Source organism: Flavobacterium sp. GCM10023249, assembly GCF_042653365.1.
In the GTDB taxonomy this organism is placed as follows: Bacteria; Bacteroidota; Bacteroidia; order Flavobacteriales; family Flavobacteriaceae; genus Flavobacterium.
Window position 1 is genome coordinate 257,916 of sequence record NZ_JBHSHZ010000006.1, and the last position, 18,108, is coordinate 276,023.

At 36.5% G+C, this 18,108-nt stretch carries 15 protein-coding genes and 1 tRNA gene; 6 read left to right on the forward strand and 10 right to left on the reverse strand.

Annotated elements, in window-relative coordinates; genetic code table 11:
- Positions 1-19: 19 nt before the first annotated feature.
- From ACFO7M_RS02685 to ACFO7M_RS02710, 6 genes are all read right to left on the reverse strand, one after another.
- Positions 20-1,522 carry a tetratricopeptide repeat protein gene (locus ACFO7M_RS02685; protein WP_379733900.1) on the reverse strand — a complete coding sequence of 501 codons (1,503 nt, stop codon included), beginning with the start codon at positions 1,520-1,522 and terminating at the stop codon, positions 20-22.
- Positions 1,523-1,685: 163 nt separating this feature from the next.
- Positions 1,686-6,725 (reverse strand): RHS repeat domain-containing protein, encoded by a 5,040-nt coding sequence (locus ACFO7M_RS02690; RefSeq protein WP_379733901.1) that lies wholly within the window; start codon positions 6,723-6,725, stop codon positions 1,686-1,688.
- A gap of 8 nt (positions 6,726-6,733) precedes the next feature.
- The gene (locus tag ACFO7M_RS02695; RefSeq protein ID WP_379718365.1) at positions 6,734-7,339 is read right to left on the reverse strand and encodes a hypothetical protein; all 606 of its coding nucleotides are present in this window, start codon (positions 7,337-7,339) and stop codon (positions 6,734-6,736) included.
- Positions 7,323-7,895, reverse strand: a complete 573-nt coding sequence (locus tag ACFO7M_RS02700) for an OmpH family outer membrane protein (protein ID WP_379733903.1) — start codon at positions 7,893-7,895, stop codon at positions 7,323-7,325. The genes ACFO7M_RS02695 and ACFO7M_RS02700 overlap by 17 nt, the downstream gene beginning before the upstream one ends.
- Positions 7,896-8,104: 209 nt before the next feature.
- Complete coding sequence (locus tag ACFO7M_RS02705; RefSeq protein ID WP_379733905.1) at positions 8,105-8,677, reverse strand: hypothetical protein; 573 nt, start codon at positions 8,675-8,677, stop codon at positions 8,105-8,107.
- A 292-nt stretch (positions 8,678-8,969) separates the two neighbouring features.
- Positions 8,970-9,458, reverse strand: a complete 489-nt coding sequence (locus ACFO7M_RS02710; protein WP_379733907.1) for a hypothetical protein — start codon at positions 9,456-9,458, stop codon at positions 8,970-8,972.
- 338 nt (positions 9,459-9,796) lie between these two features.
- Here ACFO7M_RS02710 and ACFO7M_RS02715 point away from each other — a divergent pair, with 338 nt between their 5' ends.
- The 6 genes from ACFO7M_RS02715 to ACFO7M_RS02740 all read left to right on the forward strand — a co-directional run bounded on the left by ACFO7M_RS02715 (position 9,797) and on the right by ACFO7M_RS02740 (position 16,002).
- Entirely contained in the window at positions 9,797-10,204 is a 408-nt protein-coding gene (locus tag ACFO7M_RS02715; RefSeq protein WP_379733909.1) for a type IV pilin protein, read from the forward strand.
- Between the two features lie 71 nt (positions 10,205-10,275).
- Positions 10,276-10,689, forward strand: coding sequence for a hypothetical protein (locus ACFO7M_RS02720; RefSeq protein WP_379733911.1), 414 nt, complete (start codon positions 10,276-10,278; stop codon positions 10,687-10,689).
- Positions 10,690-10,692: 3 nt separating this feature from the next.
- Entirely contained in the window at positions 10,693-12,096 is a 1,404-nt protein-coding gene (locus tag ACFO7M_RS02725) for a GspE/PulE family protein (protein ID WP_379733913.1), read from the forward strand.
- A gap of 33 nt (positions 12,097-12,129) precedes the next feature.
- Positions 12,130-14,304: a type II secretion system protein GspD gene (locus ACFO7M_RS02730; protein ID WP_379718347.1), complete on the forward strand. Its 2,175-nt coding sequence runs from the start codon at positions 12,130-12,132 to the stop codon at positions 14,302-14,304.
- Positions 14,304-15,509 (forward strand): hypothetical protein, encoded by a 1,206-nt coding sequence (locus ACFO7M_RS02735; protein ID WP_379718345.1) that lies wholly within the window; start codon positions 14,304-14,306, stop codon positions 15,507-15,509. Before ACFO7M_RS02730 ends, ACFO7M_RS02735 begins: the two co-directional genes overlap by 1 nt.
- Positions 15,510-15,579: 70 nt before the next feature.
- Positions 15,580-16,002, forward strand: a complete 423-nt coding sequence (locus tag ACFO7M_RS02740) for a hypothetical protein (RefSeq protein WP_379733915.1) — start codon at positions 15,580-15,582, stop codon at positions 16,000-16,002.
- A gap of 81 nt (positions 16,003-16,083) precedes the next feature.
- On the opposite strand, the gene ACFO7M_RS02745 is transcribed toward ACFO7M_RS02740, so the two are convergent.
- The 4 genes from ACFO7M_RS02745 to ACFO7M_RS02760 all read right to left on the reverse strand — a co-directional run bounded on the left by ACFO7M_RS02745 (position 16,084) and on the right by ACFO7M_RS02760 (position 18,054).
- Positions 16,084-16,377, reverse strand: a complete 294-nt coding sequence (locus ACFO7M_RS02745; protein ID WP_379718339.1) for a hypothetical protein — start codon at positions 16,375-16,377, stop codon at positions 16,084-16,086.
- A gap of 225 nt (positions 16,378-16,602) precedes the next feature.
- Positions 16,603-16,998 carry a hypothetical protein gene (locus tag ACFO7M_RS02750; RefSeq protein WP_379733917.1) on the reverse strand — a complete coding sequence of 132 codons (396 nt, stop codon included), beginning with the start codon at positions 16,996-16,998 and terminating at the stop codon, positions 16,603-16,605.
- Positions 16,999-17,201: 203 nt separating this feature from the next.
- Positions 17,202-17,405: a hypothetical protein gene (locus tag ACFO7M_RS02755; RefSeq protein WP_379733919.1), complete on the reverse strand. Its 204-nt coding sequence runs from the start codon at positions 17,403-17,405 to the stop codon at positions 17,202-17,204.
- A 562-nt stretch (positions 17,406-17,967) separates the two neighbouring features.
- Positions 17,968-18,054: transfer RNA gene (locus ACFO7M_RS02760), tRNA-Ser, on the reverse strand.
- Positions 18,055-18,108: the final 54 nt, after the last annotated feature.

The window sequence follows — 18,108 nt, forward strand, 5'->3', positions numbered from 1 at the left end:
GATTGTTAGTTGCTATTTTTTAATTTCTCTTTTGGACAAATTGATCCTTCGGATTGAATTGTTTCAATTGTGCCAGGATCCTTCCGCTCTGCTCCCTGTCCCCTGCCGAGTGGTGCACTTTGTAAAGCAGGTGGTACAACGGGATTTTATGCTTGAACGATTCCTTTTGTTTGTTGTCCGAAAGGGTTTTCAGTTTTGTGAAATTGTCTCTTGAAACCTCGCCTTCCTTAAGTCCGATCTCCAATACTTCCCTCGCCTTCTGCAAATTACCCGAAGCCAATAACACACTTGCATAACGGTAAATCAATTTGTTTACCACAGCCGGTGAGTTAGTCGTTACAATTGAAATGGTGTTCTCCAGCATGCTGATGGCTTCCGTATAATTTCTTTGGGCCACATATAATTTACCCAGTTTATCCAGTACGTCAACTGCTGTCTTGTCTACCAGGTTGTAGTTCTCCAAAATCATTTTAGCGATCGAAACACCGTTATTCAAAGATTCAGCCGTTACTTTCCCTTTTCCGTAAGCCTCCTCGATGGCATCCACCACTCCAAGGTAACTGTAAACCGAAGGGTGTTTGTCAGCGAACTTCTGACGCTCTTTGATCAGTTCAAAGTACTTCCCATTGGCATGGTAAGCCTTCTTCAGGTGGAAAAACGACAGGGAGTCTGATGGGTCCAGATCAAAAAGTCTTTGCGACAACACAAGGCTTTTCGAAGTATCTTTCTTATGTCTGTCCAATAAAACACGCAAGTGTTTCTTTTTCTCTTTGGTGATATGGAAGGCTCTTTGGGTTTGTTCCGAAGCTATAAACAATGGGGTCCTTCTTTTGCTATCCAACTTGGCAATCACAGCCTCGATTTCAGCATCGGTCTTAACCGCTACAGTTGCTTTGATCTTCTGGTTAACCTGTTTGGCATGCGCATGTTTTTGCTTTGCAGCTTCCTTAGGCGCGACTTTAGCTGAAAGGGATTCTTTGGCTTTGGCGATCTTCGAAGTTCCTTGGGTCAAATAAGGCTTGACACCTTCCAGGGAAACTGCCTTGCGGTATAATTCTTCGGCATCGTTTACAAGCGACACGCTCTTCTTATTCTGTTTTTTGAATATTTTGGTCTGTTTCTGGTTCCCTTGTTCTAAACGCACCAATGAACGCGCAGCACGGTCATAGAATTGTCCTTTACTTGGGTTTTTCAAAACACCCTGCCTGAAGAGTTCGGCTGCAGCCAAATGGTTATTTTTAGTACCATATACATTGCTCAGCGCATCGTAAAACTGGATATAATTAGGCGCCAGTTTGATGCACTCCAAGTATAATTCCTCAGCTTTCTTATAGTCTTTTTTATAGAAAAATTCTTTGGCCTGTTTTGCCAATTGCTGTGCTTCTTTAAAACCTCCTTGGGTAGGAACGGAGTCTGCACTGAAAACACGGTTGATCGCGCTCAGTTCCGAAACCGGTAACATCGCTGCTATAAATCCCCATGAACTTAACTTGATAAAATCTTTCCTGGAAAGATGGTCCATAATTATTTATGAATTGAGGAAAGAAAAGGAGAAGAGCTATTTTGTGAAAAACAACCAACCTAACATCGGAAGATAAGCTCCTTAACTATTGTTTTGGAATCTTCTCCTTGAGCTTTCAAAATTAATATATCTTTTTTATTTACAAAACTATTTCTATGGCTTTTTACAAATTTTTGTAATGCATCTTGTTCTCAGATGAAATCTTAAACCCGCCCGTCAATCCATTAGGCTGATCGTCAAACACTTCCACGTAGGTCTTAACTAGTCGGCCCGCCGCGTCATATTCGAAGCGCGTTGCCAGACCATTGTTGCCTACAATATGAGACAACTCATCCCACTCATTATAAACATAACCGGTAACGGATGAAGCGATTGGTCGTAGCATGATGTCGTCGTAATATACTGTCGCCCCTGTCTTAGCAATTAAGGAAACCGTAGTCGCCGCAGTGGTCATGTCAAAATAATGTGTTTTTAAAATCCAGTCACCGGCCTGTTTGCTCGGCCCGTTAAAACTAACCGTAGCACCATTAATCAAAAGTCTTGCATAACCTGCATTGTCTTTATGTACCCAAACATTCAACTTATACCTTCCGGCTTTGTGCTGGTTGTCTTTAAGGTCAATATTAAGTTTACCAGGACTGTTTACCGCCAAACTGTATTTACCCGAATGCGATTTTGTGTTATCACGGGTGGCACCGTTAAGACTCATCCCCGGTTCCAACCAAACACCATCAATATTTTCAAGGCCCGAATAATACAATTCGTTGTATTTAGCATTACCCACGGCTGTGATCTTCGTTTCCTTGTCACCCATCTTGGTGGCTACATGATTATTGTTGACATCCTTAACTTCCAATATTATCGAATAATGATCGTACTTGGTCACTTCTGAAATCTGCTTCCATTTCACAGGTTGCGAACCTACACCTACTGTCCAGTCGAAACCGTCATCGGTAGCACTGTTGTAATTTTGGAAGATACCTTCATTATCTTTCATTCCGTTCCAAACATAGTTTTTATGTTTACGCCAGATTTTCTCATTATCAGTTGAAGCGGCTGTCAAATTACCTTGTATGTCCTGATAAATCCACTCATTGCTCCAGGTCGTGATTCCCACACCGGTTTCTTTCCATGGCTTAACTGCATCTGTCGGATCATAGATATACGAATACTCTACTGCCGTTTGTGACAACATGTTGCGGTTATTGACATCAACAACCTTGGAACCCATCGCGCCATATTTGATATAAGCAGGGACAACTTTGGTTTTAAAGATCTTACCGTCACTTGAAGAATAAATCTGTTCTTTAGATATACCGGAAATCAAATCCCAGTCTTTAAATTCGGTTGTGTATTTATAACCACCTCTCTCTTCTGTCGAAGATTTAATGATACTAGGATATTTGACTCTTGTCGAGGAATTAATTACCCATTTATCTTTAATATTCGTATTATCCTTATAATCAACCTCCTTGTAACTCTGGTAAGATTCCTGTGTCACTCCAATATTACTAGGAATGCTATTGATATCATAATAATTACTGTAAACTTTGTTCAATATGTGCCCTTTGTCATTCAGGCTTACTACTTCTAACAACTGTCCCAAAGCCGCAAAATTCTCTTTTACGACATAAGAGTTAACACTCACATTCTTATTAACACCGGTATTTACAAAACTATAATTTGATGTCTTTTCAATTTCATAAAAATCACCAAACTTAATTTTAGCAGGATCCTTTTCTTTCATAATATTGAAACGGTAACGCATTTTGCCTTGGGAAACCAAACCTTCTTTGTGGGAACTAACAGTTATATAGTCAAACATAATTCTTGGAGAAGGAAGTTCTGAACTGTAAGGAACTTCTTTAGCAACATTCTGTGCAAAAGGAATATAGCTAACATAACCAATACCGTCTTCATCTTTGCCATATTTATAATCCATAACATAGGTATTAACACCGTCAGAAACCTTAACCTTTGAAACTCTAGGAGATGATTCTGAGAAAACATCGTCACCTCCTAATTTAATTGAACAGCTAATTATTGCTGAATCACGCCAAAGATCCAAATCATCACTTCCAAGAATTCTTCCAGTTCTAATAACAGTATATTGTCCTGTAATGGCAACTTCATAATTATTAGCATCCACTTTTCGTATTATTCTTCCAGGCCCTTTATATTTATACTGGATCATCTCATTATTCGAAAAATCTTTCCCATAAGCATCATAATCTATACTCACATCTCTATTTAAAAGATTAGGAAATCTATTCCCGTCAACCAGCTTAATAAAAAAAGAATCTGCCCTACCATCAATATGCGCAGAATACCCGTAAATTTTATATGCAGGATTATCTCTTGTAAAATCCAAAACATACGGCACCAACGTTTTAAATTTATTTCTTTCATACTCCATACTGATTTCCCCCCCTTGTGGAGTGATAATCTTTTTCAATGAGAAAAATGAAGGATTTTCAAAATTATACCCCCAACCATCTTTATTGTCAGGATTAAAATTTTGCGTATCATTTAAATATTCAAATTTATACGCAGGCAACACCTTTTTCCCTCCTTTGCCTTTAAAATCAATTTCTTTTAAAGTAAGACGGTTATCTCCGGGCACCAAACTGTAATCATAAGTCAAATCAATTACTTTAGACGATTTTGGAACCATTGCCTCCCAATTATCATTAAGATCTAAAACATTGTCAAAACATTGATATTTGGCTGGTTCATTTTCTTTGGTTCCAGATTGATTGTATTTAATAAGAACAGTCTTATTATCATCAGGTCCAAAATCTTTATTTACATTTTTGGCATCATCATTTTTCAATAAAACAATTTTTTCCAACCTTAATTGCTTCTGCGACGGCACAACAAACCTTCCATACACAATAGAATTATTTTCCAAATCATCTTTATGAACAGCAGAATCATAACTCCACGTTGATGACATTGCATCTTCACGTTCATTTTTTATAAATAACGCTGTATGCGTTCTTGTCTTGATTTTATCTAGATAGTATAATTGCTTCCTTCCCCTTATCCATGTTTTAATTTTAGGGTCTTTTTCATCGATTATATAATCTTTCTTATATGGATTTTTCCAAATAAAAGCATCAGTCCATTTACCATATTCAAACGCAGTCCAATACCCTAAGTCTCCCTCTCCGGCAACACCATCACCATTATCAACATAATCCGGGCCTGTAACCGCAGTCAGCAACCAATGCGTTGCAAACGGCTCTAATTGTCTTTTTTCAAAGTATGAATCTTTCTCTTCCGGACTTTTATTCAATACCCCGAAAGTCCTGGTAATAACTTCATGATTGTAAACCGGTAATGAATAGTGATATGTTTTTCCATCTATCGTAGTCACCTTAAAAGCCCCAACTCCGTTTTTTGGCATTTTACTTCTGTCAAAACCTGTTCCTTCAGGCAACAAAAAGCCTTTATCTTTAAGACCGGAATAATTATTCAATATTTGATCATTTGTATAGTACTCAATATAATGAGACGTTGTTCTTCTGGGCTTATCATTAACGTCAACACCACTTGAGTATTGGCTTAAAACATTAGTAATAGATGCATTGTTATTGAAAGTTGCAGCATTAACACCCAAATAGCTCGTAATTTCATTATCAAACTCAAATTGGGGCATGGAATTGAACTTTGTAATATTATTATTTGAGGCCGCAGTATTACGCACTGTATATTTCAAACTATAACCTTCCTTATTTTCTTTATCGTTTAATCCAAATAAGGCCCCATTTTTATAATGGACTGCTGACATACTTCCCGAAATACCCTGAGCACTTAAACTAAAATTATCATAAGCAGGAAAAGTCATATTATCACCTTTTACATCGGTCCCTTTGGCAAAATCGTTACCTTCAAAACTGGTCTCAACAATATCCATGAATGCGTTTTTAGTATCCTTTACATAAGAATAACCAGCAGCATTATGAGGCCCATTGTATGTCGCTAAATCATACGCACTACCATTACACGGAAATGAACCATAATGCCATTTTTGATAACCATGCGGACCATATTGTATATCATTATATTGACAATAACCCGTATTGTTTGCATTATAACCACACAGAGCGTTTACAGTATGAAAAGCATAATAAGGAGGCATATAACCCCATATAAGAACATCTTCAATACTTTTATCAAAATTCAATGCTCCCAAAACAACATCATACTTATTCTTTCCCATCCAGTACTTAAATTCCTGTTTTCCGAAACTGGCACTGAAAACACCGTATTGTGTGGGCACAACAATAGGAATTGTCCAACCCGACGAAGAGGTGGAATAATCTCCCATTGAAACAGTATTACCAAATGCTAAAGACATACCTGATCCGGAATTTCCATATTTCGTCTTATTATTAACGTCTATACCGATACTTGATCCTCTAGAAGAAATTGAATAATCCAAATTTACAGAACTGCTATTTCCAGTATTTAAATCTAATCCCATTGAAAAAGTTCCATTACTACTATAACTTACAGAAAACCCTTCACCATTATTACTGAAACCTGCCTTAACACCAACTTCTCCATTAGAATTAGCATTTAATCCAACTGTCAGCCCGCTAACAGTTGTCAAACCTATTCCAATGGAAGCCGTCATGTCTGAACTCGCTGTTGCATTTACCCCAAGAATACCAACGCCTGCTATTCCTAATCCAGCACCGATACTAACCTGTCCGCTCAATGACTGATTATTACCCCAACTAAATCCAACACCTACTGAAGCAAAACCACTGGAATATCCAACTGAAGCAGTATATCTTGTATCGGTATGGGTTTTGTCCCAAAAATATTCATTCAATTCTGATGCATTATAATCATCAGGATAACCATTAATACCTCTGTCAATAGCTCCCGGATTTATATTCCATCCCAATCCGGCCCAAGATGATTCCTGATCCATGGCAATACCGGCATGATATCCCATTGCGATCGGATATCCACCTTCTGGACTCGGTACGTTCAACAATGGCAATACATAACTATACTGCCCTGTAATTAAATTCACCATATCTGTCGCATCTACCGGCTCAAAACTACCAGCTTCAGGAGATTTAGGTCCATTATTTGAAGCATACAAATTAGCAGGCACTAACGTTGGTAAAAAAATCAATAAGAAGAACGTAGCAATCGCCCTTCTGAATTTATGACTCGTATTCATATAATATATTAAAATCGTAATTGGGGTTCGTCTTTCAGCTCGCTGGTTTTGACTTTGAATTTTATTTCACCGGTATCCAGTCCTAAATCTTCAATCGTGAAATTCAGGTACTCTTCTTCCATGAATTTTTCATCTCTCGGATACACAATCATCAAGGTAGTAGCATCAGTCATACCATACATACGCGGATAAATGAAATCAGCCATGGCTAATGTATCCTTCTTAGGGGTAAACAAATGAACTTTCTCCTCCATCCCGAATGCAAGATCATTAACCATCTGCCCGAAGCGTTCTTTATCACGCGCCAGGCCATTAAGAAGTTCCTGGTTGTTTTTCGACATCGACAAATTGAAATAAAGGTATTTCCCGTATTGGGCACGAAGTTCTTCTACCTGTTTATCAGTATACTTATCTGACAACTCTTGCTTAACCAGTAAATCGGTAGGACGGTATTGCAATGTATAATCAACTCCGTTCACCGTTTTTTTGTACTGATATCCGTTATCTTCATCAGTGATAAAAGCAGTCATTTCTTCCTGCGAATCAAATGATTTTCCGCAAGAAGAAATGAATAATACGCAAAGAAAAAGTAAAATACTATTTTTTACCTTCATACTCTGCATTCAAACCTTTTAATACATCTTCGGTCAAATCACTTGACTCATCAGCATACATGATGTTTCCTCCTCCGCTTGCTCCAAAAATGATTTTGTAACCGTGTTTTTTTCCGTATTCTTTCACGTAATCATTGATTTCATTGATTACGGTTTGTGTAATTTTCTTATCCTCTTCTTGGATTTGTTTTTGGATTGCTTCCTGATATCCGTTGATTTGCTGTTGCTTGTTACCTAACAATTCCTGCTTCAACTTCAATTCTTTTGGAGATAAAGAGGCACGCTCTTTTTCGTAAGCTTTCAATTCATTTTGCCATCCGGCTACCAAAGAGTCAATATTAGCCTTCATGGTAGCTGCTTTTTTATCGAATTCAGCTTTGGCACCAGCCGTTCTTTTATATCCTTGGATCAATTTATTTACATCAACATAAACTAAATCCGAACTGTTATAACTCTTGAACAACCCGAACAAACTCAACAATAATGCGACTGTCCCTAAAACAATTGGTAATTTATTCCCTGCTAATACTCCTTTCAAAAAACCTAACTTTTCCATTCTATTAATTTTTGCGCAAAACTAGTTCTTATAAAATTCATTCGCAATGGCATGATTGAATATTTTTATTAAAATTTCCTTACATCAAGAAAAGAAAAAAGCAAGATTTTACCTCTTGCTTTTTAATTATAATATTAGTCTGGGAACCATTACATTGCTATCCATTTCATAGGGAATTTTGATTAAAAATCAAGACCTGATTAAAAGCCTTACCATGGAAGGATTAACATTTTTTTTAATTTCTTGTCAACAAATATAAATTGAACAGAAGAACTCCCTTCATCATCAACAATTGAAATTGTATCAGAAAAAGAATCTTTCTTATTAACTTTAAATAAATTTAAAACTTCATCTTTATTCATACCTATATCAACTCCGAACTTTAAAGTCACAAAACTTTTATCAGAAACATTCAGACTGTCCAACATCACTTTTTCATTAGTTTTATAAAACCTTGCAGAAGAGTTTCTTTTTTGAAAAGTAATTAACGTATCAATACCATCTGTATATTTATTGACTGTCGTAGTCTTGTGCACATCATAGGTGCCTTTAAAAAATGAAGATAAATTTTTATCAAAAAAATCAAACTCTCCTAAAGGCGCATTTGCAAATTCATTATTTATTATCTCTGTTTTTAAAACAAGACTATCAGTAGATACAACCTTATTACTCAATGAATCTTTGCTTTTTACGGGCGATAATTCTACATTTTTTTTATTTTCAGAGTTATTATTACAACTAACTAGAAAAATTAAAATCATCACTGTTCCTAGTACTTTCATATCTTTTATCGTTTTGGTAAATTATCAACAAATGGATTGTTGCTGGATTTGGCCTATTATTACTATTTCCCTTTTTCCAAATTTCATAATGTAAGTGGGGTCCACTACTTTTCCCTGCAGAACCCACTTGCATATGATAGAAAGCATGCTCATTCCCATTTGCATCTCGTATTCGAACTCTAACACCTCCGGCGTTACCGTCCTCAAAAGTGATCAATTTCACTATCTGCCTACTTACTGGCGCATATACATTGGCTCCATTTATCTCACCTCCAAATTTACATACTATATCTTATCCATTATGATGTCGCGCTTGCAAGTCACCCCAATCATCTGTTAGATACATTTCTCCATATACAGGCGCTCCATAAAAACCATTATCTGGCTTTACATTAGTAACTATAGTCTCTTGATTAACAGGATAATAACACCCACCTTTCTTATTACCCATCCATTTGATATCTATTTGTGTAACTTTCCCTGAATCACTGTTACCAAAAGCTATCACATTATTATAACTATCTTTAACTGAATAAGCTGATCCAATATTATTGTAACCATCAATTTTATCGCTACCATTAAACCAAACGATTTCTCCTGTAGGATTACCATCAGCATCTAATTTCTCATAGAAGTCATCTGTATCACCACCATTCGTATCAATCTTACCTACCGGGTTATTACCCATCCCTAAATAAGGCGAAAAATACTGCCCCATAGGATCCACAGTCAACCATCTCCCAAATCTTCCGTCCCATAATCGCAACTCAAAAGCTTCCATCTCTGTTTACCACACAGACTCTTATTTACATAAGTGTTCGGTGAGTGCTTCGCAATTCAGGGTCTTTCTCCTGTCCTTGGAAAGCGTAACGGTAATTGGCATCGGTGATTTGCTGGTTGGACAACGACATCCCGAAAGAACGTAAAACAAAAATACTTTTTTTACAAACAATCCTGACTACTTACCAGAATATATTTAATTTCATTAAAAGACTTTTTCAGGTAGCTGTGTAATACAATTTTGTTTTCAACATCCTCCTTTTCAAAAAAGTGAAATACAAAAAACATTAACTAAAAGATAGTCTCAAAAAAATTATATTTGCAGCCAAATTTACCGTCATGAAAAAATCATTCAGAAAAGTCGCTTCTTTCAACCTACAGGAAATGCTTATTGTACTGGCTATCATAGGAATACTGCTATTGATTGCCCTGCCGAATCTTATGCCACTAATCACTAAAGCAAAAAGTGTTGAAGCACAAACGCAGTTGAAAGCTATTTTCAATGCTGAAAAACAATATTTTTTCATGAACTCAAAATATAGCACTAGTCTAACTGAACTCGATTTCGAAACGCCCAAAACAGTAAAGGAAAATGGAAGTGCAAACTACCATTATGAAATCATTCAGGCCTCAAACACAAGCTTTAAGGCACGCGCTACTGCAGTTACTGATTTCAACGGCAACGGAACGTTCAATGTTTGGGAAATTGATCAGAACGGAAATCCAAAGCAAACCGTAAACGATTAATGGTATTCGTCAAGATCTTCATAGTAATCTGTTTCACGGGAATACTCGTCCAGGATTACAAATCCAGATTTGTGTATTGGTTTTTGTATCCATTAGTTGGTATAGCCGCTTTAATACTCCATATTGAAAAGAACGGAATAGAAATCACATTATTGAACAGTGCTTTGAACCTAGGATTCATTACAATACTACTGTCTATAGCTTTCCTATATGCTCACTATATAATGAAGGTCAATTTTCTAAAAGAAGCTTTTGGAATTGGGGATGTATTGTTTTTTATTTCTATTGCATTTGCATTTGCACCGTTCTCATTTGCAATTCTTTTAGTATTCTCCATGTTGTTCTCATTGGTAATCCATTTCTTTCTGAAAACGAAACAAAAACACAACTCTTCTATACCATTAGCAGGCTACATGTCTTTATTTTTTGGCGCACTATATATATTGAGTTTTTTCACAAACCTTGCTGTAATTTATGCATTTTAGAAAATGAAAGAGAATTTAATACCTGTCGAACTCCTGCAGCTCGTATCTGTTGACCAAGCATACCATTACAGAATTGTACCATACAAAAAAGAAGGTGATAAAATCACTTTCAAAACAGACGCCATTGATTTAAACCAGTTACAATCTGAACTTGAAATCATATTTGGACTCAAGGTGATTCTTGATGAAGAAACCACCGAAGCCATCAACAGGAACCTATCATTAAACTACCGAAAAACAACGGCAGATACCGTGTCAGAAATGCACTACTCAACTGATTTCCTGGAAAAGATATTAATGGAAGCCAAACAGATTGGAAGTAGTGACATTCATTTTGAACCTTTTGAAAAATCAGCCCGTATCCGCTTCAGACTCGACGGAAAACTAAAGGAACACTACCTCATTCCTTCAGAAGAATATCCGGTACTAATTAACAAAATCAAAATCAGAGCACATCTCGATATCGCAGAAAAACGATTACCTCAAGATGGTAGAATAACAATCAATACACCTAATGAAGATTTTGACATCCGTGTTTCGGTACTACCTTCTTTGCATGGTGAAAAAGTAGTACTGAGAATTTTAAACCGCGATGCCAATCATATCAACCTATCTTCATTAGGATTTACAGAGAAGGAATTGACACTTTATAATGAAGCCATCCGAAAGCCGAACGGTATTCTCTTGATTTCTGGACCAACCGGATCAGGTAAAACAACAACGTTATACGCCACTTTAAAAGCACTCAATCAACCCAATGTAAACATTCTGACGGTAGAAGATCCTATCGAATACACCCTTGAAGGAATAACTCAAGTACAATTAAAAGAAAACATCGGACTTGATTTTGCCGCTACGCTGAGAACTTTTCTTCGTCAAGATCCGGACATCATCATGGTAGGAGAAATCCGCGATGCCGATACCGCCAACATGGCCATAAGAGCTGCCTTAACTGGACACTTAGTTTTATCCACCATACATACCAATTCGGCCTGGGCGACAATCTCGAGATTGATTGACATGGGAATCCCTCCGTTTTTGATTGCCGGCACACTCAACATGAGTATTGCTCAACGATTGGTCAGACAGTTATGCAACCACTGTAAAGTGAAATCAGAAGTCTCAACGGATATTTTCCCTAAAAGCTTCAACATTCCAAAATCACTCACACATCATTTTGAACCAGTGGGTTGTGAACATTGCCATCAAACAGGATACACTGGTAGAAAAGCAATTTATGAAATACTACCCGTCACTGCTGAACTTAGTAACGCGATAAAAGACAATCAGTTCTCAATTGAAAACTATGTCATCGAGAAAAACCTAACCACATTGCAAAAAAATGCAGTGGAACTTATTAGTAACGGAACGACTTCAATTGATGAAGTTTTTTCATTACTTCTATAATTCAATTATATTTGCCGACTTTATACAAAATTTATGAAAAAAATAATAGGGCTTTTACTTTTGATTTCTAGCCTAAATGTCTTTTCACAAGACGCAAGAATTCAAAATATAAAGAACAATATTGAAGCAATTTCAGCCGACTCTCCAGGATTGACCGAGAAAGTTAACATCAATATCAAAGAAACCACTTTGACAAGCTTTCTATTGGCAGTTTCCGAAGTACATAAAATAAACCTGAGCGTAGCTCCTCAATTGAACCAAATCAACATTGTCAATAACTTTACCGATGTGACCGTGGCCGATCTTTTGGTGTTTTTATGCAAGGAATACAATTTAAGTATCGACTTTACCGGAAATATTCTTTCTATAAAGACCTACGAAAGACCGGTTGAAAGACCAACAATAAAACCAATTCTTGTCGATTACAATGCACAAGAAAATCTATTGTCGGTTGATCTAAAAGACGACAAATTATATGATGCATTCAAGAAAATAATGGATGCAAGTGGAAAAAACCTGGTTTTTGCACCCGGACTTGAAAACAAGTTACTAACCAGCTACATCAAAAACATGCCTTTTGAAGCAGCACTGAATAAAATTGCCTATGGTAACAATTTGGCAGTAACAAAATCAAAAGATAACTTCTACCTAATTGATGAACTAGAAGGCAATTACAACTTCGACCAAAATACAGAAAAAGGAAACACTACAGCTGCCAGACAAAACAAACCAGTACGCTCTAGAAAATCCAATTTCTTCTTTAATGTAATCGATCAGGATAAAAAACTATTAGAAGTAGACTTCGAAAACACGCCGGTTTCAAATATTATCTATGATATCGGAAATGAATTAGGTATCGACATGTACATCTCCAACCCAATGGAAGGCGCAGGTAACGCTACTTTCAAAGCAAAAAACATTACTTTCGATAACTTATTGACTAAATTATTTGAAGGAAGAAATCCTGCATCTTCAAACCAGTCGGGCAGTGAAGACAATTATGGCTTCAAGAAAAACGGCCTTCTGTATTATTTCGGATTGAAAAATCAGTTAACCCTGAGAAGCATCCGTACGGTTCCGCTTATGCACCGCTCTATTGAACTTTTAGGCAATCCGGGAGGTTCTGACGGCAGAAGCTCAGGAAGACTTAGCAATAATTCGGGCAATTACACCAATTACTACGGGAACAGCAGTAACAGTCAAAGAAATTCCGACACAAATTCATCCTACAACAATACCTCTTCCTATGGTAACAATCCGTCAAATCAAAATACAAATTACGGTAGTTCTTCAGGAGCATCTGGTGGTTCTTCTTCATCTGAATCGATCATATCCATCGTTCCGGATGAAATTAAAAAGGATTTGGATATCCGGGTAGACAAAGAGCTGAACAGCTTTATCGTAAGTGGACCGGAATTGAACATCGCCCGTTTTGAATCGTTTGTCAAATATATCGACAAACCAGTTCCTGTAGTACTAATCGAAGTAATGTTACTTGAAAACAATAGAAACGCAATAGTAGAAACTGGAATCAGTGCAGGTATTGGTGACAAACCGGTTACTACTAAAGGTAGTGTTTTCCCTGGAGCAGACATTACTTTAGGTGCTGAGACAATCAATAAAATAATTAATAATTTTGATGGATTCGGATCACTTAACATCGGCAGTGTAGTCCCTAACTTTTACCTTAGCCTTAAAGCATTGGAAGCAAACGGAAATGTAAAAATCAGATCCACTCCAAGACTTTCTACTTTAAACGGTCATAAAGCCTTTTTATCTATTGGTGAAACAACTTATTACGTAGTAACTAACCAAAATTTCTATGGCTCGCAAATACCTCAGGCTTCGGAAATTAAAAATTACCAGCCTATCGATGCAGAACTCTCCGTTTCAATCATGCCTTTGGTTTCAGGTGACGGACAAATAACCATGGACATCAAAGTAATTCAATCTAGCTTTAACGGCCAAAAAGTAGACAAAGACGCTCCCCCTGGTATAAATTCAAGGGAATTCACTTCGATTATCAGAGTGAAAGACCAGGATTTAGTAGTATTGGGTGGTCTTGAAGAAAAAGTGAAAAACGACTCAGGATCGGGCGTTCCTCTATTGTCAAGAATTCCAATTATAAAATGGTTCTTCAGCTCAAGAAAAAGGGAAGACTCTAAGAAGAAACTAACAGTATTAATCAAGCCAACTGTTATTTATTAATGAAATCTAACGGATTAAAAAAAAGCTTGCTTGGCAAAAAGTATATAGGGCTCGAGCTATTTTCTTCTGATGCACAGGAGAAAATAGCCGTACTTGAAGTCGTGCAGAAAAAAGACGAGTTGTCTATCTTTAAAGAAGACATGAGAACTTTTAACGACACTACTCTAAAAAGTCTCGACAACAAAACGCCTTATTTCCTAACAATCAATACCAATTTAGTAATCCAAAAGGAAGTAGCTGACAACGACCCAAACGATTCTAAATTACTTCAAAAGCATTTTCCCAACTTAAATTTCAATGAGTTTTATTATCAAATATGGCGCTTAAAAACCAAGAGCATCATTTCGATAGGTAGAAAATCACACATAGAAGAGATTCTAACGACTTTCAAAAAAAACGATATCCCGATCATTCATCTGAGTCTAGGAAATTCCAACATGCAGCTAATCCAAAAATATTCAGAGGCTACCAGCATAACAACCAACATTCATACAATTGCTTTGATTGGTGAGGACAACATCTTGACTAAAATAGCCAAAACAACCGCTGTATTGTATCATCTAAACGGACTAGAAATCAGAAACACGCAACTATTGTCTTTTGCAAGTATTGTAAGTTACTTATCAGCTACCGCCAATTCGGGTGAATTACAAATTAAAAACGGAGAACTGGAAGACAACTTCCTTCAAAGCAGACTGTTCCGAAAAGTACTAACCGGAGCGGTATATTTTCTTCTGGTAGTACTATTGGTGAATTTTCTGGTCTTCAACAGCTATTTCAAAGCAAACTCAGAATTGGACAAACAGATAGAAAGTACAAACTCCTCAAATCTGAACACCAGTCAAATCAAAAAAAGAGTGGCGCAAAAAGAACTTTCAATTGAAGAATATTTCCATAACGCCACGGTAAAGAAATCTGGCAAAATTGCTTCAATCACCAGACTGGTGCCGGGTACAATAGCACTGACTACTCTGCATTTTAATCCTATGGAAACAAAAAATGAGGATCCCACCAATCTTCTTTTCAAAGAGAATACTATCAGCATTTCGGGGACTTCAAACAGTACTGCCGATTTTACAAAATGGATCGGAAAATTGGAAAGTCTGGATTTTATCTCAAAAGTCAATATCTCCAAATACGGGAAAAACGAAGAAAACAAAACACTTTTCGAACTACAAATAGGAATCGATGAAAATAAACAATAAAAATAAAATTCTTTTTTTGGGTGTTTTCACTGTCTTTTATCTTGCTTATCATTTTGCAATTTCAAAGACAATGGATTCCCGTAAGGAAAATAAAGAAAAGAAAGCACTGGTGGAAAACGCACTGAACGGAATTTCTGTAGAGCAGTTACTGCAAAAGGAAAAACAGGCAGACGCACTGATTCAGCAATTCAAAATTACCGGAACTAAAAAAGAAAACTTCCAGAATTTCCTCCTGAAAGAGATTGATAGATTATGTCTGGAAACCAGAATAAACATTCATGATTTCAAGGAACCCACAGCAACCAAGGACAACAAAAACACCTTCTACTATATCCTGACTGTTGAAGGGAAGTTCAACAATACCCTGAAATTCATCAACAAACTAGAAAACAACCACAATGTGGGCAAAATAAAGAGCATCGCATTCTCTAAACTATCCGATTACAACACCAAAAGCGAAAAACTTTATACCGAAATTGTACTTATAAACTAGCACATATCTGCTTGTGTACAACTTATACGAAAGCGATAATTCTTTACCTATATTTTTATTGATTTGTTATCAGTATAAAGATTAAAACCCGGCTTTACTGATTTCATCCTGATCCGTTACTTCCTGATCTAAAAAAATCCTACAATACTTCGGGTGCTTTGAAGAGAATTCAATTTTGAAATATTTATTCCGATAGTCTTCACCCTCTTCATCGGAAGGCAATGTCTCACTAAGTTCATACATCAACCTTTCATGAATGACATAATATTTTATATTGTCATTCTTGCCTTTTTTATCTATGGCAAAAACCATCCCCACACTGCATACCTTATTCTCCTGGATTTCTTTTTGAATTCTGTCGCTATGCTCACGCATTAAAAAATAAGCAAAATAAAGAATCCCAAAAACTAAAATAAGAGATATACTTTTTTTAATCATTTCCACTTAAAAAATTATAAATTTATTGATTGGCAGGATCCGTCAAAAAATCCCGATAGTGCTGATTTACTTCATCAGTTCGCTTCACTCGGATGTAATCCGTGCTACTTCACAAAAAACCGATAACGCTGATTCGTAATTCTTAGTATCGTTTCTTTTTAGCTATGGAAACAAATCAATCTCCTGCTTGTTTAAAATCTCGTTCATACTGAATCCAGCTTTTAATAGTTCTGTAGTATCCGTCACTTCTTCACAATACATCGGACGTACACTTCTGGGATCCACCTCTGAATACAAAATTCTGAAAAATTTCCTAATACTGCTATAGTAAAAACCATTAGGACCGTCCCCACCATCAGCTCTGTATTTTGTGCCATTTATATAATATGAAAAGTAATTAGATGGGTTTTTCCCAGATCTGTCACGGGCAACATATTTACCTATGGTGCACTTTTCATTTTTGCCTGCCTCTACGTTGCAGTAATCTTTTTCCCCAACAAACATAAACATAAAAATCACAAGAAGACCAACTACAATTTTATCGGTATATTTTTCCATAATACATTTTACTTTTACAAACTTTATTGTAATGAAATAAAGATTCTTAATTCATTCTTTTGAGGAGTATTCAGAAGAGACAGTAAAAAGATTCAGTATATCGCTCTCAGCACTCTCCAGTTGAGTTACATCTACAGATACTAACTGGCTCCTAAACAAATTCACATCGACAACCTCCCACTCATCCTGATCATACCAGCCACCTACCGAAGTGTTATAAATCGAAAAAAAGTATTGAGCAAATGCATGTAATCCTGAACTTGAATTGCTTTGATAAGATACCCGAAATAGGTTTCCCACATCCTGAAAGCAACAATCTCATTCCCGTTAACAAATGAGAGCACAATCTCATTTTCGCCTTCAAAACCACTATGAAAATCAATTACCTCCATCAAATTCAAATCCATTCCTATTGAACAATTCCTGTATAACAGACTCTCATTTTTTTTCCGAATTAAAGAACAAAACTAAACAAACAATGTAAATTTAAATCAGTAGTAAAAGAAAACTTCAAACCTTAAAAACCTCTTCTTTCAAACCTCTTCTTTTTATTCTTACTCTTAAAATAGTCAACTGCATTACCTCTCTAGTAAATCTGGAATAACAGTAACAGACAAGTTTGATATATGTCGTGTATATGCCATTTATGCAAAACAAAAACACACACTGCAAGTCTTACCTCCATTCCTAGCAAATACAAAACCATTCATGCCCCATAGCCCAAAACACTTAAAGTAAAACATTCCAATCAGGAAAACAAAAAAGCCCGACAATTACGTCAGGCTTTCACTTTGCAGAGAGGAAGGGAGTAACTACGTTCATCCCTGAAAAAGTAAAAAACACAAAGTCAAAACAAGTAGCTTTTTCAAAGCCACCAACTTTTTTGTTCCCTGGATGCTTTAGAAAGTAAAACTTTCATCACATTCCGGAAACAAAAAAGCCTGACTGTTACGTCAGGCTTTTACTTTGCAGAGAGGAAGGGATTCGAACCCTCGATGCAGTTACCCACATACAAACTTTCCAGGCTTGCTCCTTCAACCACTCGGACACCTCTCTATTATGGGATTGCAAAGAAATCTATTTTTTTTCAGAAAAAAAAGGACAAAACGA